This is a genomic window from Vitreimonas flagellata, assembly GCF_004634425.1.
In the GTDB taxonomy this organism is placed as follows: Bacteria; Pseudomonadota; Alphaproteobacteria; order Caulobacterales; family Aquidulcibacteraceae; genus Vitreimonas; species Vitreimonas flagellata.
Genome location: NZ_SBJL01000001.1, coordinates 939530 through 965416, shown reverse-complemented (window position 1 = coordinate 965416; position 25887 = coordinate 939530). Strand labels below are relative to the sequence as shown.

Here is a 25887-nt window from a genome sequence, read left to right as displayed (position 1 = left end):
CTTGGCGTTCGTCGCGATGTTGGGTTTCGAACCAGAATGAGAGGAGGCCAGAGTGCCGGAAGCTTGGATCATCGACGCGTGCCGTACGCCGCGTGGCATCGGCAAAGTGGGCAAGGGCGCGCTGGCGGACATTCACCCGCAGCAAGTCGCCTCCTCGGTGCTGAAGGCGATCGCCGAACGCAACAATCTGAAGACGGGTGAAGTCGACGACATCATCTGGGGCACCTCGTCCCAACGCGGCAAGCAAGGCGGCGACCTGGCGCGCATGGCAGCCCTCGATGCGGGCTATGACGTGAAGTCGAGCGCTGTGACGTTGGATCGCTTCTGCGGCTCGGGCATCACCAGCGTCAACCTCGCGGCGGCGCAAGTGATGGCGGGCATGGAAGATCTCGTCATCGCCGGCGGCACCGAGATGATGAGCTACAACGCGGCCACGGCCGATCCGAAAAAGCCGATGATGATGGACCAGGGCAATCTGCGCCTGCGCGCCAAGCATCCGCAATCGCACCAGGGCGTGTGCGCCGATGCGATCGCGACGCTCGAAGGCATTTCGCGCCAGGCGGTGGATGAATTGGCTTTGGTCAGCCAGCAGCGCGCTGATGCCGCGATTAAGGGCGGCCATTTCAAGAAGAGCGTCGTGCCGGTTTACAAAGAAGACGGCGCGCTGGCGCTGGATCACGAAGAATTCCCGCGCCCGCAGACCACGATGGAAGGCCTCGCGGCCTTGAAGCCGTCGTTTGAGGCGATCGCGGGCTTTCCACTGGATGAAGAAGGCCTGACCTATGGCGCGCTGATCCGCCAAGTCTATCCGGACCTGAAGATCAATCACGTCCACCATGCCGGCAATTCGTCGGGCGTTGTTGATGGCGCGGCGGCGGTGCTGCTCGCCTCCCCGGACTACGCCAAGAAGAATGGCTTGAAGCCCCGTGCGCGCGTGGTGGCGACGGCCAATGTCGGCGATAGCCCGACTTTGATGCTCAACGCGCCGGTGCCTGCCGCGCGCAAGGTGCTGGAGAAGGCTGGCCTCACGGTGGACGACATCGATCTCTTCGAGATCAATGAAGCGTTCGCGGTCGTCGCCGAGAAATTCATCCGCGACCTCAAGCTCAATCGCGAGAAGGTCAATGTGAACGGCGGCGCGATGGCGCTGGGGCACCCGATCGGCGCGACGGGTTCGATCCTGATCGGCACGGTGCTCGATGAATTGGAGCGCCGCGACCTGAAGCGTGGCCTGGTGACGATGTGCGCCGCCGGCGGCATGGCCCCGGCCATCATCATCGAACGCATCTAACCGGCGTAACCCGCAACTTTACCGCCAGCGCCTTCATTGGCGCTGGCGAGTGCGGCTTCGAGGTCCGCCAGATATTCGTGCGCGACCTCGTTGTGCTTGGGCGACAGCATCAAGTGGAGTGCGGGCGGTTCGAGCAAGGTCGCTGTGAACCAGCCGCGCTTGTACATCTGCACATAGATGTTCATCGGGTTCACGCTGTCATGCGTGAAGGCGATGATGCCAAGCTGGGGCTGGCCCAGCACGCGGAAGCCGAGCTTCTTGACGCCGGCTTCGATCTTCTCACGCGCGTCGGTGACCAGCTTTTGCTTGGCGCGATAGCCGTCGACGCCGAGATATTGCATCACCGCCCAAGCCGCAGCGATGGCGCCGCCGGGGCGTGTGCCCGCGAGCGTCGGCGTAACCATGCGGCCGAGCGGCCAGGGGCCGGCGTCTAGCCCCATATGTTCGTGCAGATCTTTGCTGCGGAAGAACACGGTGGACGCGCCTTTGCTGGCGTAACCGTATTTGTGCAGATCGCCGGAGATCGAGAGCACGCCGGGCACGGCGAAATCGAAGGGCGCCAGAGCCGTGCCGTTCATGCGCACGAAGGGCGCGAGATAGCCGCCGACACACGCATCGACGTGCAGCCAAACATTTCGGCGCAGCGCCACCTCGCTTAGAGTTTCGATCGGGTCGAGCAGGCCGAAGGGAAAACACGGCGCGGAGCCGACGATCATCAGCGTGTTCGCATCGATCGCGGCTTCCATCGCACTGACATCGGCCAAGAGATCGCGCACCGGAATGCGGCGGACTTCGATGTCCATGATCATGCCGGCTTTGTCGAAGGCCGGATGCGCGGTGGATGGGATGATGATGTTGAGCCCGCTCTTCGGGCCGCCTTTGCTGCGCAGATAATCGCGCGCGGTTTTGACGGCCATGAAAATGGATTCCGTGCCGCCGCTGGTCATGCCGCCCGCAGCGCCTTCCGGCGCACTGAGCAGCGCCAAGCCGGTGGCGACGATTTGGCGCTCCATCTCCGCGAGGCTCGGGAAGGCCGCAGGGCCCAAGCCATTCTCGGCGGAGAACATCGCATAGGCGGCCTTTTGCACCTGCTCGAGTTCGGGGCCGGCGTTGAAAATGTAGAGGCCAGTGCGGCCGTCGCGCCATTTCACATCGCCCGCGCCCATCTCGCGCATGCGCGGCTCGATGTCGCTCCAGGGGACGCCGTGGTCCGGCAGGGCCGTCTTTGTCATCGGGAAGTCCTCGTGTTTTGCGAACCGAAGCACGGCCTAGGTCGTCTTGGCTAGGGTGTGACCAGGGACACAGCGTCCGGGGCGGGGTGTGGGTACCTTCAACTCATGGCCGGGGCGGGAAACGCCGGGGCCTAGAGGAGGAAGACCAATGACCGCAGCGATGACCGAAATGGCCCACGACGCCCGCAACACCCTGCAATCCGCGCTCGTTTTCGTGCTCTGCATCGGCGCTGGCATGGTTTTGCCGATCGTGCTCGCGGTACTTGGCTTCCAAGCGCTCTAATCCGCAATAAGGTAGCCTAAGCCGCAGGCCTCAAAAGCGGTGCGGGCGGGAGCGGGTCAGATGCCGGGTAAGATCAGAACAGCCATCTGTGGTCTCTTCCTCACCACGATCGCTTTCATCGCCCCGGCCGCGGCCCAGCCCCGCCTCTTTTCCGAAGAGTCCGAAATTCAATTGCTGCTCGAAGCGCCGTTCACGGATTTGGTCCGGGCGGCGCCGCGCAGCACTGAGCCGTTTGCCGGCGGCGTGACTTGGAGCGGCGAAGGCGGCGATAGCACGCGCTACGATTTGCAGATCGCGCCGCGCGGCATCTCTCGGCGTACGCGCGGCATTTGCAGCTTCCCGCCGCTCCGGCTCGATTTCGATCAAAGCGCGATGCGCGGCACGCCTTGGCGCGGTCAGAACCGACTAAAGCTCGTCACGATGTGCCGAAGCGGCGACCGCTACGAGCAGATGATCGTGCTGGAGATGCTCGCCTATCGGATGTTCAACGAGATCACACCGATGAGCTTCAACGTGCGGCCGGCGCGCGTCACCTATCGTGACGCCAACGGGCGCCGTCGCGAGGAAACGCAGTTCAATTTCCTGATCGAAGACGCATCCGACATGGCGCGACGCAATGAGCGGCGCGCGGTGGAGGTGTTGCCGAATGAGGTGACGTCATCGCAGCTCAATCCAGCCGCGGCGGCGCGCGTGACCATGTTCCAATTCATGCTTGGCAATCTGGATTGGGACATGACCGAAGGCGTGCCCGGCGAAGAATGCTGCCACAATGGCAAGCTGATCGGCGCAAGCGCGGAAGCGCGCAGCGATCTGATCCCGGTGCCCTACGATTTCGACATGACGGGTTTCGTCGATCCGCCCTATGCGTTGTTGCCGGCTGAGGTGCGTGTCGAGAATCTGCGCCAGCGGGTCTATCGCGGCCTCTGCCGCCACAATGACCAAGTGCCGGCCACGATCGCGCATTTCCAAGCGCGCCGCGAAGCGATCTTGGCGCTGATCGATGGCGAAACGCGATTGACGGACGCCCGCCGCCGCACTGCGCGGCAATTCATCGAGGGCTTCTACGCAATCATTGACGATCCGGAGCGGGTGCAGAATTCCATCATTCGGCGCTGCCGCGGTTAGGGCGCGGTTGCCGGCAATTGTAGCGCCGCGTGGCATTGTGAGGCCGTCGTGCGCAGCGGTGAATCTTGTGGTTCGAACGCGAGCACTGAATCCAGATAGGCGCAGGTCTCGGCTTGGTTGCTGACATTCAGCGGCACGCGATGGCCGCGATGGATCGTGGTCAGTGCGCCGTTCTCGATGATCAGGAAGGCGTGCGGATCGGCATATCCGTCGCGCCGGGCGATATCGGTGATGATCACGCGGCCGCCGAAGCGGGGCAGCACGGTGGCGGCGCGCTTGGTGTGGCCGACGATGATGCGCGACACGCCGTGACGGGCGAGCAGCGCAGCGAGATGCGGCTCTTCCCTCGGCTCCTGATTGAGCGAGAGGCCGCGATACCAGAGCGGGCCTTCTTGGTTGGTCAGGATGTCCGCGAAGGCGGGATCAGGCTGGCCGTTCAGCGCATCGCGCACGGCTTCATTCATCGCGTCGCGTTCGGCGGGCAGATAAGACGGGCCGATGCCGGCGTGCAGGAAGAGCAGGTCGTTGATGCGGATGACGCTCTCATGGGAAGCGATCCAGCGACCGTAGCGGCCATGGGGCGACCAGGCTTGGCGGTGTTCGACGTAACCGAGCGGGTGCTCTGCTTCCCATTGCGCGCGGAAGGCGTCGTCAAAGACCGGCACGCCGGTCGGCGGCGGATTGGCGCGCATATACTCTTGCGTCTGGCGATAATAGGCGTCGCGCAGGCGGCGGGAGTTGCGGTCGGCGAAGGCGGCGTATTCGCCCGGATGCACGTAGCGCAGATCGCCTTCGACGTTCATGGCTTCGTGATTGCCGATCAGCGCATGCACGTAACCGCCAGCGCGTTCCGCTTGCGGCTCAAGCCGCATCAAATGATCCATGACCATGCGACTGTTCGGGCCGCGATCGGGAATGTCGCCCAATTGCACGAGGTGCGTCCGCCCGCCGCTCCAATTGCCACGCGTGTCGATCAGGCCGGCGGTGCGGAGCATGTCGGTGAATTTTTCGTAGTCGCCTTCAAGATCGCCGATGACGACGATGCGCTCGACGCCCGTCCAACTGGACTGCGCGCGCGCGAAGCTTGGCGCTACGAGCAGCGCCAGCGTGAGCAACAGAGCGGAGAGGAAACGCTGGAAATGGGTCATGGCACTCGAGGATAGCGGCTCAGCAACGCCCGCGCATCTCCGGCTTCATCGGCGACGGCCAAGGCGCCGTCAGCCAACACAGCTACGCCCTCGGCCTGAATATGGCCTGAACCGAGCGCGCGGGCGGCGAGGAGTTCGCCCTCGGGGGAAAGTTCGGCCAGTCCAGCGTCACGGGCGGAGAGCAACAGGAGCCGGCCCGTGCGCGGGTCAATTTCGAGCGAGGACGGGCGGAAATGTTCGATTCCGGCGCGCCTGGCGATGTCCGCTTCGGCAAGCGTGCGCCAGAGCGGTACGGTGGCGTTTGGACGCCATGTGTAAAGCGCGATCGTGTTGCGCATGTCGCGCGCGATGTTGCGTTTGCAGGCGAAGATGAGGCCTTCGCTTGTGGAGAATGCGAGGCCTTCGATCTCGCAAGCATCGCCGAGATTGGTGTTGAAGCTTTCATAGGCGACGTGGGCGCCATCGGCGCCCTCCCGGAAGCGATGTACCAGGCCTTCGCTGGTGGTGATCCAAAACTCCCCTTCCGCGGTGATGGCCAGGCCCTCGTAATCGCCAGCGAGCGGTGTCTCGCCGAGCGTGAAGCTTTTGACGATCGCGCCGCGCGTAATGTCGATTTGGTAGATGACGGCACGTTCGTCGTCGTGCGCGAAGAGGCGGCCATCGGGCGAGACGGCGAGCCCGGAGATTTCTCGGAGCTGATTAGGCAGGCGCCATACGAGATCAGGTTCAGCCGCGAAGAGCGAGCCGGGCGGCGGCGCGCTGGTTTGTGCGTTTGCGGGCGTTTGCGAAGCTTGGCCGCATGCGCCGACAGCCAGCAGGGCGGCGATCAGCGCCCGCTTAATCGTCGTCGTCATCATCGTCGCGGTGCTTTTTGTGGTCATCGCGCTTTTTTGGTTCCTGCTCGCCCGCCATCCATTCGCGCGAGAACATCTGCTTGCCCGTGGTCTCGGCCCCGAACTCCGTCGCCCAGAGGCCGAGCACTGTGTAATTGAAGAAGATCGAGATTATGGCGGCGACCTCGACGGCGTGGATGCCACAGGCGACACCGACCGCGATGGCGGTGAAGAGATAGGTGGTCTCGGCGCTGTCCTTCAGCGTGTGACGGAAGCGAACGCCGGCGACGATGCCGGCGAGGCTGAACGCAAGCGCCAAGCTGTTGTGCACTACGTGCACGATGCCGGTGATGACGAGTGGCAGGACGAGAATGGTCTGGATGAAGCTTTGGCTCACATCCTTGCGCTTGCGTGCGCCCATGCAGATCCAGGTGACGGGCAGCATGAGGATGAAGGACGAGACGATCGCGAGCGCGAGCTTGATGCCGTCCGCGAGCGTGGAGGCCGCGGGCTGGATCACTTGCGCGGGATCCGCCTGCTCGAATGTCGATTGGCCGACTGCGCCAAAATTCGCCGCGCCGCCGACGGGTAAGAGCTCAAGCAGCTGCGGCTGCAGCGCGAGCATGCCAATGACGGCCGCCGTGACCGTCACATAATAGGCGGTGATGTAGAGATAGGGCTTCAGCAGCTTGGGCAAGCCGGGCGTCGCTGGCTTGGGCGCCGGCGCAGCTGGCTTTGGTGGTTCCGTTGCGTCCGTCATTGCCCCGCCGACTCCTTCGTCGGCGGGACTTTAGCGGGGGCGATCCCGGCGGTCTGCCCTTTTCGCGTTGTCGGCTTAGGCCGCTTGGAGCGTTTCCAGCGCACAGCGGTCGCGGACGACGACGTGGCGCGAGCTGGGCAGGTCTATCGTGTGCTCGCGCTCCATTTGCGTGAAGGCGCGGGAGACGGTCTCGATTGTCAGCGCGAGATAATCGGCGATGTCGGCGCGCGACATCGGCAGATCGATCTCTGGCCGTTGCGCGAAGCGATCGGCGAGCTGGAGCAAGAAGGCGGCGACGCGTTCGCCGGCGCCTTTGCGGCCGAGCACGAGCGCGTGTTCTTGCGCGTTGGACAATTCCTTCGACATGAGGCGCAGCAAGGCTTGCGCGGCGCTCACGTCTTGTGCGGCGGCTTGGTCGATCAGTGAACGGCGGATCATGGAAACTTCCGCGTCGCCGACGGCTTCGGCCGAGAGGGTGTGCGCGGCGCTGGGCTCGAGGCCGAACACATCGCCCGGTAGGTGGAAGGCCATGATCTGGCGGCGGCCATCGGCGCTGAAGCGGATGGTGCGTACGGCGCCCGAGACGACCCGGTACACGTATTCCGCCTTTTCGCCTTCGCCGAAAATTTCTTCGTTGCGCTGGAAGCGCATGCGCGTGCCTTGCAGCACCACGCCGGGGCCAAGGGCGATGCCGTCGGACACTTGTGCGTGCAACGCGCCGCCTGCCGTTTCGATACCGAGATCACGCATGAATTCGTCCTCCTGAGTGAAGGGCTACGCGCTTCGGCGGCGGCGCAAAATTCGGGACGAGCGCTTAAGGGAAACCCCGTAGGACATAAGGCGTAGCGTCCCGCGGCTTGGCCATGGCGGCCTGGTTGGGTAAGGAAGGCTCATGCAATTGAGCGGCGTTTTCAGGAGCTTGAGCGACGCGCTGCAGGCGCGGCGGCCGGCGGCTGTCTACGGCGCGGTGGCGGCGCTGAGCGTGGCGGCCGCGGCGCTGACTCTGGCGCTGCGCATGGCGGCGCCGGATGCGAGCGGCTTTTTGCCGTTGGCGCTGGTCGTGTTCGCCAGCGCGCTGTTTGCGGGGCTTTGGCCTGCGTTGTTTGCGACCGTGCTCGGCTATGGGCTGGGCGCTTGGATCGAGGGCCACGCGGGCGGCGGCGCGCTTGTGTTTGCGCTGCTCGGCGCCGCGGTGAGCTTTGCCGGCGATTGGTATTTCCGCAATCGGATGCGCGGAGATCGCACGTCGCGCGTGCTGGCTGAACGCGAAGCGCATTTGCGTTCGATCTACGACACAGCGCCGGACGCGCTGGTGGTGATTGATGAACGTGGCGTGGTGCAATCGTTTAGCGCGGCGGCCGAGCGTGTGTTTGGCTGGACGGCGTCCGAAGTGCTTGGGCGCAATGTGAAGATGCTTATGCCGCAACCTTATCGCGGCGATCATGACGGCTATATCGGACATTATCTCGGCACGGGCGAGCGCCGCATTATCGGCATTGGCCGCATCGTGGTGGGTGAGCGCAAGGATGGCTCGACGTTTCCGATGGAGCTGGCCGTCGGTGAAGTGCGCTCCGAGCGCGGGCGCGTGTTCACAGGCTTTGTGCGCGATCTGACCGAGCGACAGAAAACGGAAACGCGGTTGCAGGAGCTGCAAGCCGAACTCGTGCATATGTCGCGATTGACGGCGATGGGTGAAATGGCCTCGGCGCTGGCCCATGAGCTCAATCAGCCGCTGAGTGCGGTGAACAATTATATGAGCGGCGCGCGGCGTTTGTTGGAGCGAACGCCGCATCCGGAACCGCGCATTCAGGAAGCGTTGGATAAGGCATCCGAGCAGGCGCTACGCGCGGGCGAGATCATTCGGCGCTTGCGCGATTTCTTGGCGCGCGGCGAAGGCGAGCGACAGGTGCTGTCGTTGCCGAAATTGGTGCAGGAGGCGTGTGCGCTGGCGCTGGTGGGCGCCAAAGAGCATGGCGTGCGCGTGCGCTATAGCCTCGATCCGCGCGTGGACATGGTGATCGCTGATCGCGTGCCGATTCAGCAGGTTATCATCAATCTGGTGCGCAACGGGTTGGACGCGATGAAGGACCAGCCGCGCCGGGAATTGTCCGTGGCGACCGCGCCGGCGGCCGATGATTTTGCGCTGATCAGCGTCAGCGACACCGGCCCCGGCATTGATCCGAGTGCTGCGGCAAAGCTGTTTCAGCCATTTGTGACGACGAAAGCGACTGGCATGGGCGTTGGCCTTTCCATCTCCCGCACCATCGTTGAAGCGCATGGCGGCCGCATCTGGACGGAGCCGAACGCGGATGGCGGCGCCACGTTCAAGTTCACAGTGCGCCTCGCGCGTGAGGAAGAGGTCGAGCCCAAAGATGAGTGAGCCCGTCGTTCATATTGTCGATGACGATCCAGCGATGCGCGAATCTGTGGCGTTTCTGCTGGATACGGAAAACCTCGCGACGCGCGTCTATGACGGCGCGCATGCGCTGCTGGCGCGTGTAGGCGAGTTGGAGTCGGGCTGTGTCGTGACCGACATTCGTATGCCGGAGATGAACGGGCTCGAGCTTGTCGGCGAATTGAAGAAGCGGGGCGTAACGCATCCGGTGATCGTGTTGACGGGGCATGCGGATGTGGCGCTCGCGGTGGAAGCGATGAAGGCGGGCGTGCTCGACTTTCTGGAGAAGCCGTTTCAGGACGAAAATTTGCTCAGCGCGGTGCGCGCCGCGCTGGCGAAGGACGAGGGCGAAGCGAGCAAGGCGAAGGAGCGCGCGGAGATCGAGGCCCGTTTGAGCCAGCTCACGCCGCGCGAACACGATGTGTTCGAAGCGGTGGTCGCCGGTGATTCCAACAAAGCGGCCGCGATCCGGCTCGGCATCAGCCCGCGCACGGTGGAAATCTATCGCGCGAACGTAATGGACAAGATGCAGGCGCGCACGCTGTCGGATCTCGTGCGCATGGCGCTGCTGCGCGGCGACGCCTAGGCGGCCGCGATACCGAGATCGCGGACGCGCGCAATTCGGTGCTTTTGCGCCTCTTTGGGTCCTTCGATGGCGCCGAGCAGTGTCGAACGGATCGGTGAGAGGCCGGCGAAGCCCAGGATGCTCTTGGCGATCGCGCGCAAGCCGAAAGCGCCATAGACGATGCGATAAAACAGCGACGGCGCGCCCATCGTGACGATCATGCGCGCCGATTTACCCTTGAGTTTCCCGCGCGGGCCTGTGCGCGACAATTCCGCGAAGAATTGCCCACGCGCGCATTGCTCGAGGAACGCGCGCAGCAAGGATGGCGCGCCGCCTAGCCAGAGTGGGAAGACGAACACGACGTGCGACGCCCAAAGGATGTCGTTGCGCGCTTCCTGGATGGTGGGGTCGTCTGGCGGCGTGGTGAAATCAGCGGCGCGGCGCAGAAGTGGAAAATTCGCGTCGGCCAAGCGGATGAGCCGCGTTTCGTGGCCGGCTTGGCGCGCGCCTTCGATGTAAGCCTCGGCCAGAGCGTGGCAGAGGGCTGGGCCGCGATCTGGATGGCCGTCGATGACGAGAACGTTGGTCATTCTGAACCGCTAAACCAAGTCGCGCCTGCGCGAATTGATCGCACGCAACGCCCCCGTCTCTGTTGGCGTCATGGTGAACGCCGAAGGGAGCATCGAGATGCTGAAATCAATCGTAGCGGTGGCTTCGGGCGGCCCGGAGGATGAGGCGCTTCTGGGCGTGAGCGCGGCGCTGGCGGCGCGGAGCGACGGCGTCGTTCAAGTGATTCCGGCGTTTCCGGATGCGGCGGCGGATTTGATCTATTATGGCGCGACGCTCGGCGCCAGTTTGCCGGAGGTGGCGGTCGAGCGTGTCGTGGCGTCCGAACGCGAGCGGCAGGAAAAGATCGAGGCGGCGGCGCGTGCGGCGGCTTCCGCGAAGAACGCCAAATTGAATGTTGCGGCGCGTGACTTGGTGCCCGCGATTGCTGTGGCCAACGCGGCAGTGCTCGCCGACGTCACTGTGTTTCACGGCGCTGCGGCGCGCGGCGCGCTCAACGGTGTGTTCGCCGAGACGCTGATTTCGACGCGCGCGCCATGCCTGATTGTGAATGGGGCCTCTGACGCGTTTGCGTGTGGGGCGATCGCCTGGGACGGCAGCGCGCAGGCCGGACGGGCAGTGCGCGCCGCGCTGCCCTTGTTGCAGCTGGCGTCGAAAGTGCTGGTGCTGCGCAACACGGAGGATGAGGGTCTGGACGACCACGCGGCCAGCCCTGCGGCGTTAGCCGAATATCTTGCGCGCCACGGCGTGAAAAGCGTCGCAACGCACGACATCTCCGGCGATCGTGTTGCGCCGTCGCTTCTGGAGGCGGTGCGCGCGGAAAAATGCGACCTGCTCATATCCGGCGCCTATGGTCGGCCGCGCCTCTATGAGATGGTGCTTGGCGGCACGACGCGGACTCTGGTGCAGGCCGAAGCCGCGCCACATCTCCTCCTCGCCCATTAGGAGCAGCCACATGGCGTATAAGGACATTCTCGCGCCGGTTATCACGTTGGACGCCGATGAAGCCGCGCTCAATGCGGCGGCGGAACTGGCGCATATGTTCGGCACACGCGCCACCGCGCTCATTGTGGCCGTGCACATTGCTTCCGCCTTCGCGGACGACCAGCGCCCCTTCTCGGAAGTGTTGGCTGACATCGCCAAGGGCGCGCACAACGCCGCAGCGCAGGAACGGGCGAAGATCGCCGATTGGCTAGAGGCCGCCATCCACGATTTCGAAGTGCGCGATCTCACCATTGAGGCGGCGGTCGATCAAAACGAGGTGCTCGCACACGCGCGGGTTACGGACCTTGTGGTGATGGCGCGGGCCGAGACGCATGCGCATGCGCGCCGGGCGCTTGGCGAGCACGTGTTGTTCGATGCAGGGCGTCCTCTGCTCCTCGTGCCAAGCGCACCCAAGAAGCCGCGCGCATGGAAGCGGGCGCTGATCGGCTGGAACGCAAAGGCGCAAGCGATGCGCGCGGTGAGCGCGGCGCTGCCGTTGCTGAAACGCGCTGACGCCGTGGCGGTGGCGACGGTGGACGCAATGCCCAGCCGCAGCGGCCACGGCCAAGCGCCGGGGCGCGAGTTGGCGGCTTATCTGGCGCGGCATGGAGTCGATGTCGAGGTACGCAATCTCGATAGCATGGGGCGCTCCGAGGCGCGCGCGTTGCTGGATGAAGCACAAGGCTTCGGCGCGGACGTGATGGTGCTTGGCGCCTACGGGCGGTCGCGCGCGAGTGAGTTCGTTTTTGGCGGTGTCACCCGCGAAATGCTGCTGGGCTCGCCTTTGCCGTTGCTGATGGCGCATTGAGGGAGGCGTGAGTGGGCCGTGTTGCTGGAAAGGTGGCGCTTGTTACAGGCGGCGGTCTGGGGCTTGGGCGCGCCGCTGCGCTCATGCTGGCGCGGGAGGGCGCGAAGGTCGTTGTCGGCGATGTGAAGGATAAGGAAGGCGCCAAGGTTGCCGACGAGATCGTGGATTCAGGCGGCGAGGCGATGTTCCTGCACCATGACGTCGCCAGCGAAGCCGAGTGGGATCGCGTCGTGCGCGCGACGGTGGAGCGCTTCGGCGGGCTGCAGATCCTGGTGAACAATGCCGGCGTCGCGCTGGGCGGCGATGTGGAGCACACGACGCTGGAGGATTGGCGCTGGCTCATGTCGATCAATCTCGACGGCGTGTTTCTGGGCACAAAGCGCGCGATCGAGGCGATGAAGCCGAGCGGTGGTTCGATTATCAACCTTTCTTCGATCGAAGGCCTGATCGGCGACGCCAATCTGGCTGCGTACAACGCCAGTAAAGGCGGTGTGCGCATTTTTACGAAGTCGGCGGCGCTCTATTGCGCCAAGGCTGGTCTCAACATCCGCGTGAACTCGATCCATCCGGGCTATATCTGGACGCCGATGGTGGAGGCGCATCTTGCGCACCAACCTGATCCGGCGGCGGCGAAGGCGTTGGTAGCGAGCCTGCACCCGGTCAATCATCTGGGCGAGCCGGACGATATTGCCTACGGGGTGCTCTACCTCGCGTCTGACGAATCCAAATTCGTGACAGGCGCCGAGCTCGTCATCGATGGCGGTTATACCGCGCAATGAATGAGACGCCCGCCTCCAATGGAACTTGGCGGCGTGTGTTGAGCGCGGCGGCGCTCTATTTTGTGCTGGTGTTCGCCGTCGGCTTGCTGCTGGGGCCGGCGCGCGTGCTGTGGCTGGAGCCGTGGCTTGGGCGCACGTTGGCGGTGTTGTGCGAAGCGCCGTTGCTGACCGTGGCGATGTGGTTCGGCGCGCGCTGGGCGCCGGCATGGGCGAAACTTGAGCCGGGCTGGCGGCGGCGTCTGGCGATGGGGCTCTTTGCGTTGGCCATGCAGCAAGTGGCTGATCTGGCCGTGGGTTTTGGTCTGCGCGGCATGACTGTGGGCGATCAGCTCGCCTATTTCGCGACGCCCGCAGGGCTCATTTACATTGCGACCCTGATCGTTTTCGCGGCGATGCCGCTGATCGTGGCGCTGCAGGCGCCGAGGAGTGAACCATGATGAAATGGACGATGAGTGCGGCGCTGTTGGCGTTGGCCGCATGTGCTGAGCCGCCGCAACAGCCAAGCGAGCTGGGCGGGCGTTGGGAGGTGCAACAGGTCGCCGGCGCTTCGTTGGGGGACGGGATTTATCTCTGGGTCGAGATCGATCCGGCGACGCACGCGGTCAGCGGTTTCACGGGCTGCAACGCGTTCACCTCCACAATCACTGAACTTGGCGCTGGTTTGAGCTTTGCGCCGGTGACGGAAGAGCCGGGCGAATGCCCGAGCGAAGCGGCGGCGACGGACGAGGCGCGGTTCTTGGGCGTGCTGCCGTCAGTGACGCGTTATGTGCGCAATGGCCGCTCGCTGGAATTGCTGCCACGCGAGGAAGGCGCGGAGGCGCTGGTCAGGCTGCGGCTTGCCGACGAAGCTGGCGGCTAGGCGCAAGTATCATCGCGGCGGCGATCAGAAACGCCGCCGCACCCGCCCAACAGGCGGGGCAATGGCCGAGAAACTCGAACGCAGGTTCGCCAGCGCCGCACCACGCGCCGCTGAGCGCGCGTTGGTAGGGCGTCAGCATCGCATCGGTGACGGCGCAGAAGGCCGCAGGCCAGAGCGCGCCCGCGCCGGCCAGGAAAGAAGCTGCACCCATACGTTTCAAGTCGAGACTCATCTGCGATCTCCCGCGACATCTCGTCATTAGCCGGCTGCGCCGCAGCACATCTTGACCGAGATCAAGAGCCGCTGACCGCCTCGCTGGTACCGCCTCAACAGATTTCCAGGAATCGCTCGGCGCGCGGGTGCGCCGGTTGGGGAGCGGCGAATGAGTGCTGCAATCACAAAGCAAGAATGGCGCATCGACGCCCTCGCTATTCTTGCGATCGTTGTTTTGGGCGCCTTTTATGCGCTTTGGGGCGCCGCGCACGCCACGGACCGCGCTTTCGCGATCCAAATGTGGACAGCGTTGGCGGCCTTCATTGTGGGCGGCGTGCTGCTGGTCGGCAGCGTCGTCAATCCCAATCCGGCTGACCATGGCTCGCGCTATGAGAACGGCGTGATCAAGGCCGGTGTGATCGCGTCCATGTTCTGGGGGGTCGCGGGCTTCTTGGTCGGCGTGATCATCGCGGCCCAGCTCGCGTTCCCGAACATTCTCTATTTCGAAGATTTCGGCTGGCTCAACTTCGGCCGCCTGCGGCCGTTGCATACCAACGCGGTGATCTTCGCGTTCGGCGGCAACGTGCTGATCGCGACGTCGTTCTACGTCGTGCAGCGCACCTGCCGCGCGCGTCTGGCCGGCGGCTTGTGGCCGTGGTTCGTGTTCTGGGGCTTCCAGCTCGTGATCCTGCTTGCGGGCACGGGCTATCTGCTCGGCGTCACGCAAGGCCGCGAATATGCGGAGTTGCCGTGGTACACGGACATTTGGCTCACCATCGTGTGGGTCGCCTATCTGCTGGTTTTCCTCGGCACGATCTGGAAGCGGCAAGAGCAGCACATCTACGTCGCCAATTGGTTCTATCTGGCGTTCATCGTCACCATCGCGATGCTGCATCTCGTCAACAATCTGGCGATCCCGGTGAGCTTCAGCGGCTGGTTCAGCTACTCCGCCTTCGCGGGCGTGCAGGATGCGCTGACGCAATGGTGGTACGGCCACAACGCCGTCGGCTTCTTCCTCACCGCCGGCTTCCTCGGGATCATGTATTATTTCATCCCGAAGCAGGCGGATCGCCCGGTCTATTCGTATCGGCTTTCGATCATCCACTTCTGGGCGCTGATCTTCCTCTACATCTGGGCGGGTCCGCACCATCTGCACTACACGGCGTTGCCCCAATGGGCGCAGACGCTCGGCATGACTTTCTCGCTCATGCTGTGGATGCCGAGCTGGGGCGGCATGATCAACGGCCTCATGACGCTCTCGGGCGCGTGGGACAAGCTGCGCACGGACCCCGTGTTGCGCATGCTTGTTGTCTCGGTGGCGTTCTACGGCATGTCGACCTTTGAAGGCCCGGTGATGTCGATCCGCGCCGTCAACTCGCTGTCGCACTACACGGATTGGACCATCGGTCACGTGCATTCGGGCGCGCTCGGTTGGGTCGGCTTCGTCAGCTTCGGCGCGCTCTATTGCTTGACGCCGTGGCTCTGGAGAAAGCGCCAGGTGAACCATGCGCTTGTCGAGTGGCACTTCTGGCTCTCGACCATCGGCATCGTGCTCTACATCACGTCGATGTGGGTCGCGGGCATCATGCAGGGCCTGATGTGGCGCGCGTACAACGAGTTCGGCTTCCTCGAATACTCGTTCGTCGAAAGCGTCGAGGCGATGCATCCATACTACGCGATCCGTGCCTTGGGCGGCGTTCTGTTCCTGCTCGGCGCGCTGATCATGGCTTACAATCTGTGGCGTACGGCGACGGGCAAAGAGCCCAGCGTCGACCGCGCCGCCGACGTCCCGGCGCAAGCCGTCGCGGCTGAATAAGGGGGCGCGCTTATGTGGAACTTTCACAAATGGTTTGAGCGTCACACGCTCATTCTTCTGGTTGGCATCTTGGTCGTCGTTTCGATCGGCGGCCTGGTGCAGATCACGCCGCTCTTCTTCATCGAGAGCACGATCGAGCGCGTGCAGGGCGTTCGCCCCTACACGCCGCTCGAGCTGGCGGGTCGACAAGTCTATATCCGCGAGGGCTGCTACACGTGCCACTCGCAGATGATCCGCCCGCTGCGCGATGAGGTCGAACGCTACGGCCATTATTCGCTCGCGGCCGAGAGCATGTACGACCACCCATTCCAATGGGGCTCGAAGCGGACGGGGCCGGACCTCGCACGTGTCGGCGGGCGCTATTCGGACGAATGGCACCGTGCGCACTTGGCCGATCCGCGTTCGGTGGTGCCTGAATCGGTGATGCCGCCTTATGCGTTCCTCGCGAACGCCGAGGTGAACACGTCGCTGATGCCCGATCACCTCCGCGCCAATCGTCTGCTCAGTGTGCCTTACACGGATGAGCAATTGGCCAACGCCGCGATCGACGCACAAGCGCAAGCCGAGCCGATGGGCGAACACGCCTACGACTTCCAAGAGCGCTATCCGACCGCGAGCGTGCGCGATTTCGACGGCGATCCCTCGCGCGTCACCGAGATGGATGCGCTGATCGCGTATCTGCAAATGCTCGGTACGGGCGTGGACTTCGAAACCTATCAGGCCGACGCGCCTGAAAATCAGAGGTAGTCGCCATGAGCTACGAACAAGCGACTCATTTCGCGCAAACCTGGGGGCTCGGGCTTCTTACCGTGAGCTTCGCGTTAGCCGTGGCGTACGCGCTCTGGCCCAGCAACCGCGACAAATTCAATCGCGCAGCACATGCGCCGCTCAATGATGGGGACGACGATGGCCGATAAACGCGAACGCGACGAGGTCAGCGGCACTGAAACCACTGGCCACGAATGGGATGGCATCAAGGAGCTCGATACGCCGCTGCCGCGGTGGTGGCTCTACATCTTCTACGCCACGATCGTTTTCTCGGTCGTCTATTGGGTGCTGATGCCGGCCTGGCCGCTTGTGAACGGCTATACGCGCGGCACGCTCGGGTTTTCTGATCGCGTGAACGTGGCGGCCGACGTGCAGAATTTGCGCTCGGCGCGCACGCCGATGTTTGAGCGCTTGGCCAATGCCAGCGTTGCCGACATCGCCGCCGATCCGGAGCTGCAGGAGTTTGCCCGTGCGGCGGGTGAGTCTGTGTTCGGTGATTATTGCCGCACCTGCCACGGCGCCGGCGGCGCGGGTGCGCCGGGCTATCCGGTGCTGGCCGACGACGTATGGATCTGGGGTGGTTCGATGGCTGACATCGAGCACTCGCTGCGCGTCGGCATTCGCGCCGACCATTCCGAGACGCGCGTCTCGCAAATGCCGGCCTATGGCCGTGATGGTTTGCTGACGCCCGCGCAGATTGGCGACGTAACGGAGCACGTGATCGCGATTTCGGCGGCGAACAGCCGGCTTGAGGCGAACGTGGGCGCAGCTGCGCGCGGCGCGGTCATTTTCCAAGAGCAGTGCGCGGCGTGTCACGGTGCAACCGGCGCGGGTGATCGTGCATTCGGTGCGCCGAGCCTCACGGATGATGTCTGGCTCTATGGCGGTTCGCGCGAAGAGATCCGGCGTCAGATCGAGCTTGGCCGTGGCGGCGTGATGCCATCGTGGGAAGCGCGGTTCGATCCGGGCACGCTGCGCGCACTGGCTTACTACGTCCACGAAATGGGTGGTGGTGAGCCCGACGCACCGCCGCCGGCGCCTGCGACAAATGACGCAGCCGCGCCTGCGCCAGCTCAAAACGCACCGGCGAACACGCCGCTACGTTGAGAGCACGACCAATGGCCCCCTCCTTCGCGGGAGGGGGCGGAGGTTGGGAGAGCCTCCGCTGATGACCAAAGTTACGCTGATCGATAAGCGCGCCAACGGCGAGCACACCATTGACGCAAGCGCGGTCAATTCGAAGGAAGCGCGCGCTCTCTATAAGAAGCGCGTTCAAATCTATCCGAAGCTGGCGCAGGGTTTCTTCCGAAACCTGAAATGGGCGGCGATGGTTGCCCTGCTGGCGATCTATTACATCACGCCGTGGCTGCGCTGGGATCGCGGCGTCGGGCGGCCCGATCAAGCCGTGCTGATCGATTTTGAGGGTCGGCGCTTCTATTTCTTCTTCATCGAGCTCTGGCCACAGGAGGTGTATTACATCACCGGCCTGCTGATCCTGGCCGCTTTCGGCATCTTCCTTTCGTCAGCGCTGTTTGGTCGTGTGTGGTGCGGCTATGCCTGCCCGCAGACGGTGTGGACTGATCTCTACATTTATGTGGAGCGCATGATCGAAGGCGATCGCAATGCGCGCATGCGGCTCGATAAAGCGCCAATGTCGCTGGACAAGGCGACAAAGAAGGTCTCGAAGCACTTCATCTGGCTGTTGATCGCCGCGGCCACGGGCGGGGCGTGGGTGTTTTACTTCGCCGACGCGCCGACCTTGTTCTTCGACATTTTCGCGGGCCGGGCCGATGTCACTGCGTATATCTCGATCGGTCTGCTGACGTTCACGACATATGCGCTCGCCGGCACGATGCGCGAGCAGGTGTGCACTTATATGTGCCCGTGGCCGCGGATTCAGGCGGCGATGATGGATAAAGACGCGCTGAGCGTCACCTATCGCGTCGATCGCGGCGAGCCGCGCGGGCCGCACAAGAAGGGCGAAAGCTGGGAAGGGCGCGGCGATTGCATCGATTGCCGCCAATGCGTCGCCGTCTGCCCGCAGGGCATCGACATCCGCGACGGCGATCAGCTCGAATGCATCAATTGCGCGCTCTGCATCGATGCGTGCGACGACATTATGCGCAAAGTCGGGCGCCCGACCGGGCTGATCGCGTATGACAGCTACGCCAACGAGACGCGGCGTGCGCAGCGCAAGCCAGCGCGCATTCGGTTGATCCGGCCGCGCACGATGCTGTACGGCGCGTTGTTCGCATTGGTTGGCGTGCTGATGATCTATGGGCTCGCAACGCGCCAGACTCTGGATTTGAACGTCATCCGCGACCGCAGCCCGCCTTTCGTGCGCTTGGCCGACGGCTCATTCCGCAATGATTATGCTTTGAAGCTGATCAACATGACGAACCAAGAGCGTCGCTTGGTGATCGAGGTGAGCGGTCTGGACGGCGCGCACTTGCAGGCGCCGGCTTTGGCGGACGGCGATCGCTTCGTCGCCACCGCGCAGGCCGATAGCGTCACCAATGTGCGCATGCATGTGGTCGTGCCCAACAGCGTCGGCCAAGGCTCGCACGACCTCACCTTCACCATTCGCGATTTGGATAGCGGCGATGTCGCCACGAGCGAGTCGGCCTTCCTGGCAGGAGCAACGCCATGAGCACGGCAACGGAGTTTCGCATTCGCGGCTGGCACGTGCTGGCGATGATGCTGGCCTTCTTCGGAGCGGTGATCGCTGTGAACGTGGTGTTCGCCGTGATCGCGGTGCAATCCTTCCCTGGCGAGGATGTGCGGCGCTCGTATCTGCAAGGCATCCAGTACAACGACACTCTGGCGCAACGGCGTCAGCAGGCGGCGCTCGGCTGGCAAGCCAGTGCGGCGCTGGCGCCGAACGCCGAGGGTGCTGTGCTGGAGGTGGTGCTGCGCGACCGCGATGGCGTGCCGATCGACGGGGCCACTTTGAGCGGCGAACTGCAATGGCCGACGACGGATAGTTTCGATCGCGCGGCCACGTTCGAGGTGCGCGGCGATGGGCGCTACGTCGCGCAACTTGGTGATTTGCACCCTGGCCGCTGGCGCCTGCGCGCGCATGCTGAGCGTGACAGCGGATCACTCGATTTCGAAGCGGAGCTGACATGGGCGAACCAGCGTTAAGCGAAGCCGGCTGCCCGTCGGGGCTTGCGCCGCCGCCTGAGAACGACAATCGCGCCAATCCGGCCGCGTTCGTGCGTACGGATAAGCAGGGCCGCGAGTCGATCGAGCTCATGGTGCAGGGCGCAAAGTGCGCGGGCTGCATCAAGAAGATAGAGGGCGGGCTGCTCGCGATGCCGGGCGTGGAGGACGCGCGGCTTAATCTTTCCACTGGGCGGCTGAGCGTCGCCTGGACTCCAGGCGTGCTGCGCGCTGGGCAGGTGACGGAGACATTAGCGAAGCTCGGCTACAATGCCGCCGCGTTCGATCCGGAAGCCGCGAAGCAACAGACCGACGAAGAAGGCCGCAAGCTGCTGCGCTATCTCGCCGTTTCAGGCTTTGCGGCGATGAACATCATGATGTTCTCGGTGCCGGTGTGGTCGGGGCACGGCGAGATGGGCGAAGGCACGCGCACCTTGCTGCACTGGGTGTCGGCAATCATCGCCATTCCGGCCGCACTTTATGCGGCGCAACCCTTCTTCAAATCGGCGTTGAGCGCGCTGCGCGTACGCCGCGCCAATATGGACGTACCGATCTCGCTGGCCGTCTTTCTGACGCTCGGCATCAGCGTGGCCGAGACCTTGCAACAGGGTGAGCACGCCTATTTCGACGGCATCACCATGCTGCTCTTCTTCCTGCTGATCGGGCGCTATCTCGATCACAGGCTGCGCGAGCGGGCGCGTACGGCCGCGCGCGATCTGTTGGCGCTGCAAGCGGTGACGGCGTCACGGATCGATGCGAACGGCCACGTAAAATCGGTCGCCGCGCGCGAAATCGCCATCGGCGATCGACTGCAATTGGCGGCGGGTGACCGCGCGCCGGTGGATGGCGTCATCGAGGACGGCGTGTCCGAAATTGATTGCTCGATGCTGACAGGCGAGACGCTCCCGCAAGCCGCGCGCGCTGGCGTGAGGGTGCATGCGGGTGCGATCAATCTGACGCAGCGAGTCGTGATGCGCGCCATAGCGCGTGTGCAGGACTCTGCCGTCGCCGAACTCGCGCGCCTGATCGAAACGGGCGAGCAGAGCCGCGCCAAGTTTGTGCGCCTCGCCGATAAGGCGGCGCAAATGTATGTGCCGGTGGTCCACTCGCTGGCGGCGCTGACGTTCCTTGGCTGGTTCTTCGGGCCTGCGCTTTTGCGTATGGCCGGGCTTGAGTTTGTCGATGTCGGCTTCCGTGTGGCGTTGATGAACGCCGTGGCGGTGCTGATCATCACGTGCCCTTGCGCGTTGGGGTTGGCTGTGCCGGCGGTGCAAGTCGTGGCGACGGGACGGTTGTTTAAGCGCGGCGTTCTGGTGAAGTCCGGCGATGCGCTGGAGCGGCTGGCGCACGTCGACGTGGTTGTGTTCGACAAGACGGGCACGCTGACGCTCGGCAAGCCGAGGCTCATCAGTTTGGTCGATGTGGATACGCTGCAAGCCGCAGCGGCGTTGGCGCGCACTTCGCGACACCCGCTGTCGCGCGCGCTCGTTGAGGCGGCTGGTCCAGGCGTCGCGATCAAGGGCGTGCGTGAGCTGCCGGGTGAAGGCATCGAAGCCGAGATCGATGGCGCGCGCGTGCGGCTTGGGCGACGCGCCTTCGCTGCGCCGAATGCGCAGGATGTTGCAGATGGCAGCGCTGAGCTCTGGTTCGCGCGTGGTGACGCTGCGCCAACGCGCTTTGCCTTCACGGATGCGCTGCGCGCCGATGCAGCGGAGACGATCGTAGCGCTGAAGAAGCGCGGCATCTCGGTGGAGATGATCTCTGGCGATCGGCCGATTGCCGCCGAAACGGCGGCGTGGGCCGCCGGTATCGAAACCTGGGTCGGTGGTGCGGCGCCCGGCGACAAGGTCGCGCGTCTCCGTACGCTGCGGGCGCAGGGCAAGAAGCCGCTCATGGTTGGGGACGGCCTGAACGACGCCGCCGCACTCGCCGCCGCCTACGCTTCGGCTTCGCCGGGCACGGCGCTTGAGGCGAGCCAAGCCGCGTCGGACATTGTGATCCAGGGCGCGGGACTTCTGCCACTGGTCGAAGCCATTGATGTCGCCAACGCCGCGCGCAGGCGGGCGATCGAAAACCTGCAATTCTCGGCAATCTATAATCTGGTTGCGGCGCCGATGGCGGCGCTTGGCTTCTTGACGCCGCTGGTCGCGGCGCTGGCGATGTCTGGTTCGTCGCTCGTGGTGACGCTCAACGCGTTGCGTCTGCAATGGGAGGGCCGCTCATGGACATCATGATTTTCTTGATCCCCGCGGCCGTGCTGATGGGCGCAATCGGACTTGGCGCGTTCTTTTGGAGTTTGCGGTCGGGCCAATACGAAGATCTCGACGGCGCCGCGCATCGCATTCTCATCGACGACGAGTAGGCGATTTATTCGTTCGCGCCGATACGCTTCAGGGCTTCAATGTCGAGCAGGCGCGCTTGGCCTAGTCGGATTTCGAGAGCGCCCAGGCGACGTAGAGTCAGCAACGTCCGGTTGGTGTGCGCGGTGGTGATGCCGAGCGCGTCGGCGAGATCCTCCTGGCGCAATGGGAACTCGAACGTCTCGCCTTCGACGAGGCCACGCTCACGCAGAGTTGAGTGAATATCCAACACAAGACGCGCGATGCGCGCGACCGCGCGACGGCGGCCAATATCAACCAAGCGCCGTTCCGCTTGATTTATCATGTGTTGCACGTGTGTGGAGAACATCCGCTGTTGAGGCATGTTCGCATCGACGATCTCCAACAGATCGCGCGGCTCGAAGGCGCACAGCACGACGTCCGTCAGCGAGCGCACGGTGAACGGCACTTTGTAATTGTCGACCCAGATGTTCTCGATGCAGATCGTGTCGCCCGGCAACAGCACCGACAAGATTTGTCGTCGCCCGTCAGGGAAGTGAATCGCGCGGCAAGCCCAGCCTTTGAATAGAGTATAAGCGCGTGAAGGCACTTCACCGGCGCGCTGAATTGTTTGATGCGCGCGATAGCGCACGACTTGTTTGCGCAGTCCGCAAATCGTCTGCGGTGATTGCGCGAATGTCGGCGCGTAGATCGTGAGCGCGCCGATCTTGCATGTATTGCAATCGGCTTGGCTCGGCACGTTCTGCACCTTTTCATCACGGATGGGAGAAGGCGCGCGCAATTCATGCGTGCCGCCAAGGAACATCTGGTACCTCATTCTTTGAAGCGCAGGCAACAAGTACAAACTAAGTAAGAAACCTGACTGTGACGTCACTGATAAAGTGTATTGATGTAGATCACTCCGTCTTTTGATGCTGATCATTGCGACTCTGCCTTACGTACGTGTCAGGTTGTCGCGATCTTTGCCTTGATTGCGACAAACACACTTGTGGGTTGTATTTTGGGGTGGGCATCGCGATGGGGCCGAGGAGCGATGTTGCGGCGTTGGCGCACTTTCTGCGCATCGACGAAGACGAGCGCGCGGCGTTGGCGGCGGGGCGCGTCACGCTTGAGGCGGCGCTGCCGCATGCGGTCGACCTGCTCTACGACGATATGCGCCGACACGCGCCGGCTTTGGGCAAGTTCGTAGACGAGCCGCACCTGCAGCGCGCACGCGCCGGGCAATTGAATCATTGGCGCTGGCTCGTCGCGGGTGAATTCGGCGCAACCCATGCTGAACGCGCCAAACGGATCGGCGAGGCGCACGCGCGCATTGGCCTGGATCATGGCTTTTACATTGGCGGATATGCGCTGGTGCTCGCCGAGTTGGTGCGTGCGTTGTTGCGGAACGCTGCGATCGCGGCGGACATGCGTGCGCGAACGGTCACGGCTTTGCTGAAATGCGCGATGCTGGACATCAGCATCGTGCTCTCTGCTTATCTGGACGCCGCAGATGCGGAGAGCACGGCGCGAGCGCGCTTCTTTGCGGGCCTTGGCGATGATCTGCGCACGCCTTTGAATGTGATTATTGGCTACGCCGAGCTCATCCTCGAAGATTTGCCGCCGCAGCTCAGCACGACCGATGATCTGAACCACGTCATCCGCTCCGGCGAGCGTCTGCGGCGGTTGATCAACGGGCTGCTGGAAGTGGCGCGAGTGCAGACTGATGCCGCCGCAGGCTTTGATGTGATTGACCCTGCCGTCGTGGTGGGCGCCGCGGTTGAAATCGTGCGCGAGGAAGCGGCGAGCCGGCGCGTGAACATCAAAGTGTTCGGCGTGGTGCCGCCCGTGTTCACGGATTCGGAAAAGCTTGGGCGCTGCTTGCACATTCTGTTGCGCAACGCCGCGCGCTTCACCGTGGACGGCGATGTCGAAGTGCGCATGTCGCACACGCGGGGGTTGGGCGAGGATGTCGTCACATTCGACGTGCGCGACACCGGTATTGGCCTCAGTAGCGCGCAGCTTGCGCGCCTGTTCGGCGATGGCGCCATGACGGAGATGCGCGATCGCGGTGGGCCGGGCTTCGGGTTGATGGTGGCGCGTACGCTCGCCAAGCAGCTCAATGGCGAGCTGAGTGCGCGCAGTGAATTGGGCAAGGGCAGCGTGTTCACGCTACAGATACATTGTCCTTTGCAGGAGAGAGGTTGATCATGGCGCGTCTGTTTGTGCTCGATGGGCAACCCTTATTTCGCGACGCGCTCTGCGCTGTGCTGACGGAGGCGTGGGGCGAAGGCGCGGTCTGCGCATTCGACGCCGAAGGCGCGCTCGATGATTTGAACAAAGGGGGCTTCGATGTTGCGCTGATCAATGCCGAGACGCTGAAGCGCGTCGACATTGGCGGCGCGATCCGCGCAGCGGGCGAGGCGCCGGTGATAATCACGTCAGCCAGTCTCAACGACGACATCGCACGCCAAGCGCTGGCGGCCGGTGCGCATGGCTATATCGTCAAGACGATGCGCGGCCAGGCGATCGTCGGCGCGGTCGCATTGGTGCTCAATGGCGGCGCCTGCTATCCCACGCAGGCGTTGCCGCTGATGGCGGCGGACCGCTCCGCCGCGCGCTCGGCGCACAGCTTGAGCCGGCGCGAGATGGAAATCTTGCACCGCATCGAACAGGGCGGCTCCAACAAGGTGATCGCGCGTGATCTGGGGCTCTGGCTGGCGACCGTGAAATTCCACGTGCAGAGCCTGTTGCGCACGACCGGGGCCCGCAATCGGGTCGAGGCGATCATCAATGCGCGGCGAATGGGGCTGCTTCCGGTCGCGCGCTGAGACCGTTCAGGCTGACTAAACTGAGACTTTAGCCGAACGCGACGCGATCCTGACTTGGATGGCGGGCCAAAACGCGCCACATGGTCGGCGTACGCGCGTGAGGAGCCCTCTATGGCGATCTACAATTCGGTTCTCGATTCCATTGGCAATACGCCGCTGATTAAGTTGAAGCGCGCCTCGGAAGAGACTGGCTGCACCATCCTGGGCAAGGCGGAGTTTCTGAACCCCGGCCAATCGGTGAAAGACCGCGCAGCGCTCGCCATCGTGAAGGACGCCGAGGCGAAGGGCTTGCTGAAGCCGGGCGGCGTGATCGTGGAGGGCACGGCCGGCAACACGGGCATTGGTCTGGCGCTCGTGGGCGGCGCGCTTGGCTATCGCACGATCGTTGTGATGCCGCGTACGCAGAGCCAGGAAAAGAAAGACGCCGTGCGCGCGCTGGGCGCCGAGCTTGTTGAAGTCGACGCCGTGCCGGCCGCCAACGAGAACCATTATCCGAAAGTCGCGCGTCGGATCGCCGAAGAGAAGGCGAAAACCGAGCCGAACGGCGCGATCTGGGCCAATCAATTCGACAACGTCGCCAATCGCCAGGGCCACATCGATACGACCGCGCCCGAAATCTGGAACGACACGCAAGGCAAGGTCGACGGCTTTATCTGCGCGGTAGGCTCAGGCGGCACGCTCGGCGGCGTGAGCATGGGCTTGAAGGCGAAGAACAAGGATGTGGTGATTGGTATTGCTGATCCCGGTGGCGCCGCGCTCTTCAATTATTACAAGCACGGCGCGCTGAAGGCCGAAGGCACATCGATCACAGAAGGCATTGGCCAAGGCCGCATCACCGCGAACCTGGAAGGCGTCGTGGTCGATGAGGCGTTTCGCATCGAGGACAAGGATTGGCTGCCGGTGATGTATAGCCTCGTGCAGGACGAGGGCCTGAGCGTGGGCGGCTCGTCGGCGCTGAATGTTCTGGGTGCGATCGAGCTGGCGAAGAAGCTGGGGCCCGGCAAGACGATCGTCACCATCCTCTGCGATTACGGCAATCGCTATATGGGCAAGCTCTTCAATCCAGAATTCCTGCGCTCGAAGGATTTACCGACGCCGCCCTGGCTGGGCTGAAGCTCGCGCTTCGTCGCTTTTTGGCTTCCCTCGTGGG

29 protein-coding genes are annotated in these 25887 nt (G+C 63.8%); 21 read left to right on the top strand and 8 right to left on the bottom strand.

The window, feature by feature from the left end; genetic code table 11:
• Positions 1 to 52 precede the first annotated feature (52 nt).
• Entirely contained in the window at positions 53 to 1291 is a 1239-nt protein-coding gene (locus EPJ54_RS04995; protein WP_135210549.1) for an acetyl-CoA C-acetyltransferase, read from the top strand.
• Here the strand turns inward: EPJ54_RS04995 and EPJ54_RS04990 are convergent.
• Positions 1288 to 2523 (bottom strand): pyridoxal phosphate-dependent decarboxylase family protein, encoded by a 1236-nt coding sequence (locus tag EPJ54_RS04990; RefSeq protein ID WP_135210548.1) that lies wholly within the window; start codon positions 2521 to 2523, stop codon positions 1288 to 1290. The genes EPJ54_RS04995 and EPJ54_RS04990 overlap by 4 nt on opposite strands.
• A gap of 148 nt (positions 2524 to 2671) precedes the next feature.
• On the opposite strand from EPJ54_RS04990, the gene EPJ54_RS20215 reads away from it, so the two are divergent.
• Together EPJ54_RS20215 and EPJ54_RS04985 are read left to right on the top strand one after the other, a co-directional pair.
• On the top strand, positions 2672 to 2806 hold the full coding sequence (locus EPJ54_RS20215; protein WP_275574742.1) for a hypothetical protein: 135 nt from the start codon (positions 2672 to 2674) through the stop codon (positions 2804 to 2806).
• Between the two features lie 60 nt (positions 2807 to 2866).
• Complete coding sequence (locus EPJ54_RS04985; RefSeq protein ID WP_135210547.1) at positions 2867 to 3931, top strand: hypothetical protein; 1065 nt, start codon at positions 2867 to 2869, stop codon at positions 3929 to 3931.
• Here the strand turns inward: EPJ54_RS04985 and EPJ54_RS04980 are convergent.
• From EPJ54_RS04980 to EPJ54_RS04965, 4 genes are all read right to left on the bottom strand, one after another.
• The gene (locus tag EPJ54_RS04980) at positions 3928 to 5079 is read right to left on the bottom strand and encodes a metallophosphoesterase (RefSeq protein ID WP_135210546.1); all 1152 of its coding nucleotides are present in this window, start codon (positions 5077 to 5079) and stop codon (positions 3928 to 3930) included. The two genes, EPJ54_RS04985 and EPJ54_RS04980, sit on opposite strands and share 4 nt — an antisense overlap.
• Positions 5076 to 5960 carry an SdiA-regulated domain-containing protein gene (locus EPJ54_RS04975; RefSeq protein ID WP_135210545.1) on the bottom strand — a complete coding sequence of 295 codons (885 nt, stop codon included), beginning with the start codon at positions 5958 to 5960 and terminating at the stop codon, positions 5076 to 5078. Before EPJ54_RS04975 ends, EPJ54_RS04980 begins: the two co-directional genes overlap by 4 nt.
• Positions 5917 to 6672 carry a DUF4956 domain-containing protein gene (locus tag EPJ54_RS04970; RefSeq protein WP_135210544.1) on the bottom strand — a complete coding sequence of 252 codons (756 nt, stop codon included), beginning with the start codon at positions 6670 to 6672 and terminating at the stop codon, positions 5917 to 5919. Before EPJ54_RS04970 ends, EPJ54_RS04975 begins: the two co-directional genes overlap by 44 nt.
• A gap of 75 nt (positions 6673 to 6747) precedes the next feature.
• Positions 6748 to 7422, bottom strand: coding sequence for a helix-turn-helix domain-containing protein (locus EPJ54_RS04965; protein ID WP_135210543.1), 675 nt, complete (start codon positions 7420 to 7422; stop codon positions 6748 to 6750).
• A gap of 169 nt (positions 7423 to 7591) precedes the next feature.
• Here EPJ54_RS04965 and EPJ54_RS04960 point away from each other — a divergent pair, with 169 nt between their 5' ends.
• Both EPJ54_RS04960 and fixJ read left to right on the top strand, forming a co-directional pair.
• Entirely contained in the window at positions 7592 to 9052 is a 1461-nt protein-coding gene (locus tag EPJ54_RS04960; RefSeq protein WP_239590760.1) for a PAS domain S-box protein, read from the top strand.
• Positions 9045 to 9653 (top strand): response regulator FixJ, encoded by a 609-nt coding sequence (fixJ, locus tag EPJ54_RS04955; RefSeq protein WP_135210541.1) that lies wholly within the window; start codon positions 9045 to 9047, stop codon positions 9651 to 9653. Before EPJ54_RS04960 ends, fixJ begins: the two co-directional genes overlap by 8 nt.
• On the opposite strand, the gene EPJ54_RS04950 is transcribed toward fixJ, so the two are convergent.
• Positions 9650 to 10222, bottom strand: a complete 573-nt coding sequence (locus EPJ54_RS04950; protein ID WP_135210540.1) for an NAD(P)H-dependent oxidoreductase — start codon at positions 10220 to 10222, stop codon at positions 9650 to 9652. The genes fixJ and EPJ54_RS04950 overlap by 4 nt on opposite strands.
• Before the next feature lie 97 nt (positions 10223 to 10319).
• Between EPJ54_RS04950 and EPJ54_RS04945 the strand changes: the two genes are divergently transcribed.
• The 5 genes from EPJ54_RS04945 to EPJ54_RS04925 are packed head-to-tail and all read left to right on the top strand — an operon-like array spanning position 10320 to position 13629.
• The gene (locus EPJ54_RS04945) at positions 10320 to 11144 is read left to right on the top strand and encodes a universal stress protein (protein WP_167755580.1); all 825 of its coding nucleotides are present in this window, start codon (positions 10320 to 10322) and stop codon (positions 11142 to 11144) included.
• Between the two features lie 10 nt (positions 11145 to 11154).
• Positions 11155 to 11991 (top strand): universal stress protein, encoded by an 837-nt coding sequence (locus EPJ54_RS04940; RefSeq protein ID WP_167755579.1) that lies wholly within the window; start codon positions 11155 to 11157, stop codon positions 11989 to 11991.
• An 11-nt stretch (positions 11992 to 12002) separates the two neighbouring features.
• Positions 12003 to 12770, top strand: coding sequence for a glucose 1-dehydrogenase (locus tag EPJ54_RS04935; protein ID WP_135210537.1), 768 nt, complete (start codon positions 12003 to 12005; stop codon positions 12768 to 12770).
• Positions 12767 to 13207, top strand: a complete 441-nt coding sequence (locus EPJ54_RS04930) for a hypothetical protein (protein WP_135210536.1) — start codon at positions 12767 to 12769, stop codon at positions 13205 to 13207. Before EPJ54_RS04935 ends, EPJ54_RS04930 begins: the two co-directional genes overlap by 4 nt.
• Positions 13204 to 13629: an META domain-containing protein gene (locus tag EPJ54_RS04925; RefSeq protein WP_135210535.1), complete on the top strand. Its 426-nt coding sequence runs from the start codon at positions 13204 to 13206 to the stop codon at positions 13627 to 13629. The genes EPJ54_RS04930 and EPJ54_RS04925 overlap by 4 nt, the downstream gene beginning before the upstream one ends.
• Here the strand turns inward: EPJ54_RS04925 and EPJ54_RS04920 are convergent.
• Positions 13595 to 13861 carry a hypothetical protein gene (locus EPJ54_RS04920; protein ID WP_135210534.1) on the bottom strand — a complete coding sequence of 89 codons (267 nt, stop codon included), beginning with the start codon at positions 13859 to 13861 and terminating at the stop codon, positions 13595 to 13597. The two genes, EPJ54_RS04925 and EPJ54_RS04920, sit on opposite strands and share 35 nt — an antisense overlap.
• Before the next feature lie 150 nt (positions 13862 to 14011).
• On the opposite strand from EPJ54_RS04920, the gene ccoN reads away from it, so the two are divergent.
• The 8 genes from ccoN to ccoS all read left to right on the top strand — a co-directional run bounded on the left by ccoN (position 14012) and on the right by ccoS (position 21950).
• A complete protein-coding gene (ccoN, locus tag EPJ54_RS04915; protein ID WP_135210533.1) occupies positions 14012 to 15658 on the top strand; it encodes a cytochrome-c oxidase, cbb3-type subunit I in 1647 nt (548 codons plus the stop codon).
• 12 nt (positions 15659 to 15670) lie between these two features.
• Positions 15671 to 16405 carry a cytochrome-c oxidase, cbb3-type subunit II gene (gene ccoO / locus EPJ54_RS04910; protein ID WP_135210532.1) on the top strand — a complete coding sequence of 245 codons (735 nt, stop codon included), beginning with the start codon at positions 15671 to 15673 and terminating at the stop codon, positions 16403 to 16405.
• Positions 16406 to 16410: 5 nt separating this feature from the next.
• A complete protein-coding gene (locus EPJ54_RS04905; RefSeq protein WP_135210531.1) occupies positions 16411 to 16575 on the top strand; it encodes a cbb3-type cytochrome c oxidase subunit 3 in 165 nt (54 codons plus the stop codon).
• A complete protein-coding gene (ccoP, locus tag EPJ54_RS04900) occupies positions 16565 to 17533 on the top strand; it encodes a cytochrome-c oxidase, cbb3-type subunit III (RefSeq protein ID WP_135210530.1) in 969 nt (322 codons plus the stop codon). The genes EPJ54_RS04905 and ccoP overlap by 11 nt, the downstream gene beginning before the upstream one ends.
• A gap of 61 nt (positions 17534 to 17594) precedes the next feature.
• Positions 17595 to 19076 carry a cytochrome c oxidase accessory protein CcoG gene (gene ccoG, locus EPJ54_RS04895; protein ID WP_135210529.1) on the top strand — a complete coding sequence of 494 codons (1482 nt, stop codon included), beginning with the start codon at positions 17595 to 17597 and terminating at the stop codon, positions 19074 to 19076.
• Entirely contained in the window at positions 19073 to 19570 is a 498-nt protein-coding gene (locus EPJ54_RS04890; protein ID WP_135210528.1) for a FixH family protein, read from the top strand. The genes ccoG and EPJ54_RS04890 overlap by 4 nt, the downstream gene beginning before the upstream one ends.
• Positions 19552 to 21822, top strand: a complete 2271-nt coding sequence (locus EPJ54_RS04885) for a heavy metal translocating P-type ATPase (protein WP_135210527.1) — start codon at positions 19552 to 19554, stop codon at positions 21820 to 21822. The genes EPJ54_RS04890 and EPJ54_RS04885 overlap by 19 nt, the downstream gene beginning before the upstream one ends.
• Positions 21810 to 21950: a cbb3-type cytochrome oxidase assembly protein CcoS gene (gene ccoS / locus EPJ54_RS04880; protein WP_135210526.1), complete on the top strand. Its 141-nt coding sequence runs from the start codon at positions 21810 to 21812 to the stop codon at positions 21948 to 21950. Before EPJ54_RS04885 ends, ccoS begins: the two co-directional genes overlap by 13 nt.
• Before the next feature lie 5 nt (positions 21951 to 21955).
• Here the strand turns inward: ccoS and EPJ54_RS04875 are convergent, their stop codons facing one another.
• Complete coding sequence (locus EPJ54_RS04875; protein ID WP_167755578.1) at positions 21956 to 22744, bottom strand: Crp/Fnr family transcriptional regulator; 789 nt, start codon at positions 22742 to 22744, stop codon at positions 21956 to 21958.
• A gap of 200 nt (positions 22745 to 22944) precedes the next feature.
• Between EPJ54_RS04875 and EPJ54_RS04870 the strand changes: the two genes are divergently transcribed.
• The 3 genes from EPJ54_RS04870 (at position 22945) to EPJ54_RS04860 (ending at position 25850) form a co-directional block, all read left to right on the top strand.
• Complete coding sequence (locus EPJ54_RS04870) at positions 22945 to 24114, top strand: sensor histidine kinase (protein ID WP_135210524.1); 1170 nt, start codon at positions 22945 to 22947, stop codon at positions 24112 to 24114.
• Positions 24115 to 24116: 2 nt separating this feature from the next.
• Positions 24117 to 24737, top strand: a complete 621-nt coding sequence (locus EPJ54_RS04865; RefSeq protein ID WP_135210523.1) for a LuxR C-terminal-related transcriptional regulator — start codon at positions 24117 to 24119, stop codon at positions 24735 to 24737.
• Positions 24738 to 24848: 111 nt separating this feature from the next.
• On the top strand, positions 24849 to 25850 hold the full coding sequence (locus tag EPJ54_RS04860; protein ID WP_135210522.1) for a cysteine synthase A: 1002 nt from the start codon (positions 24849 to 24851) through the stop codon (positions 25848 to 25850).
• The last annotated feature ends 37 nt before the right edge of the window (positions 25851 to 25887 follow it).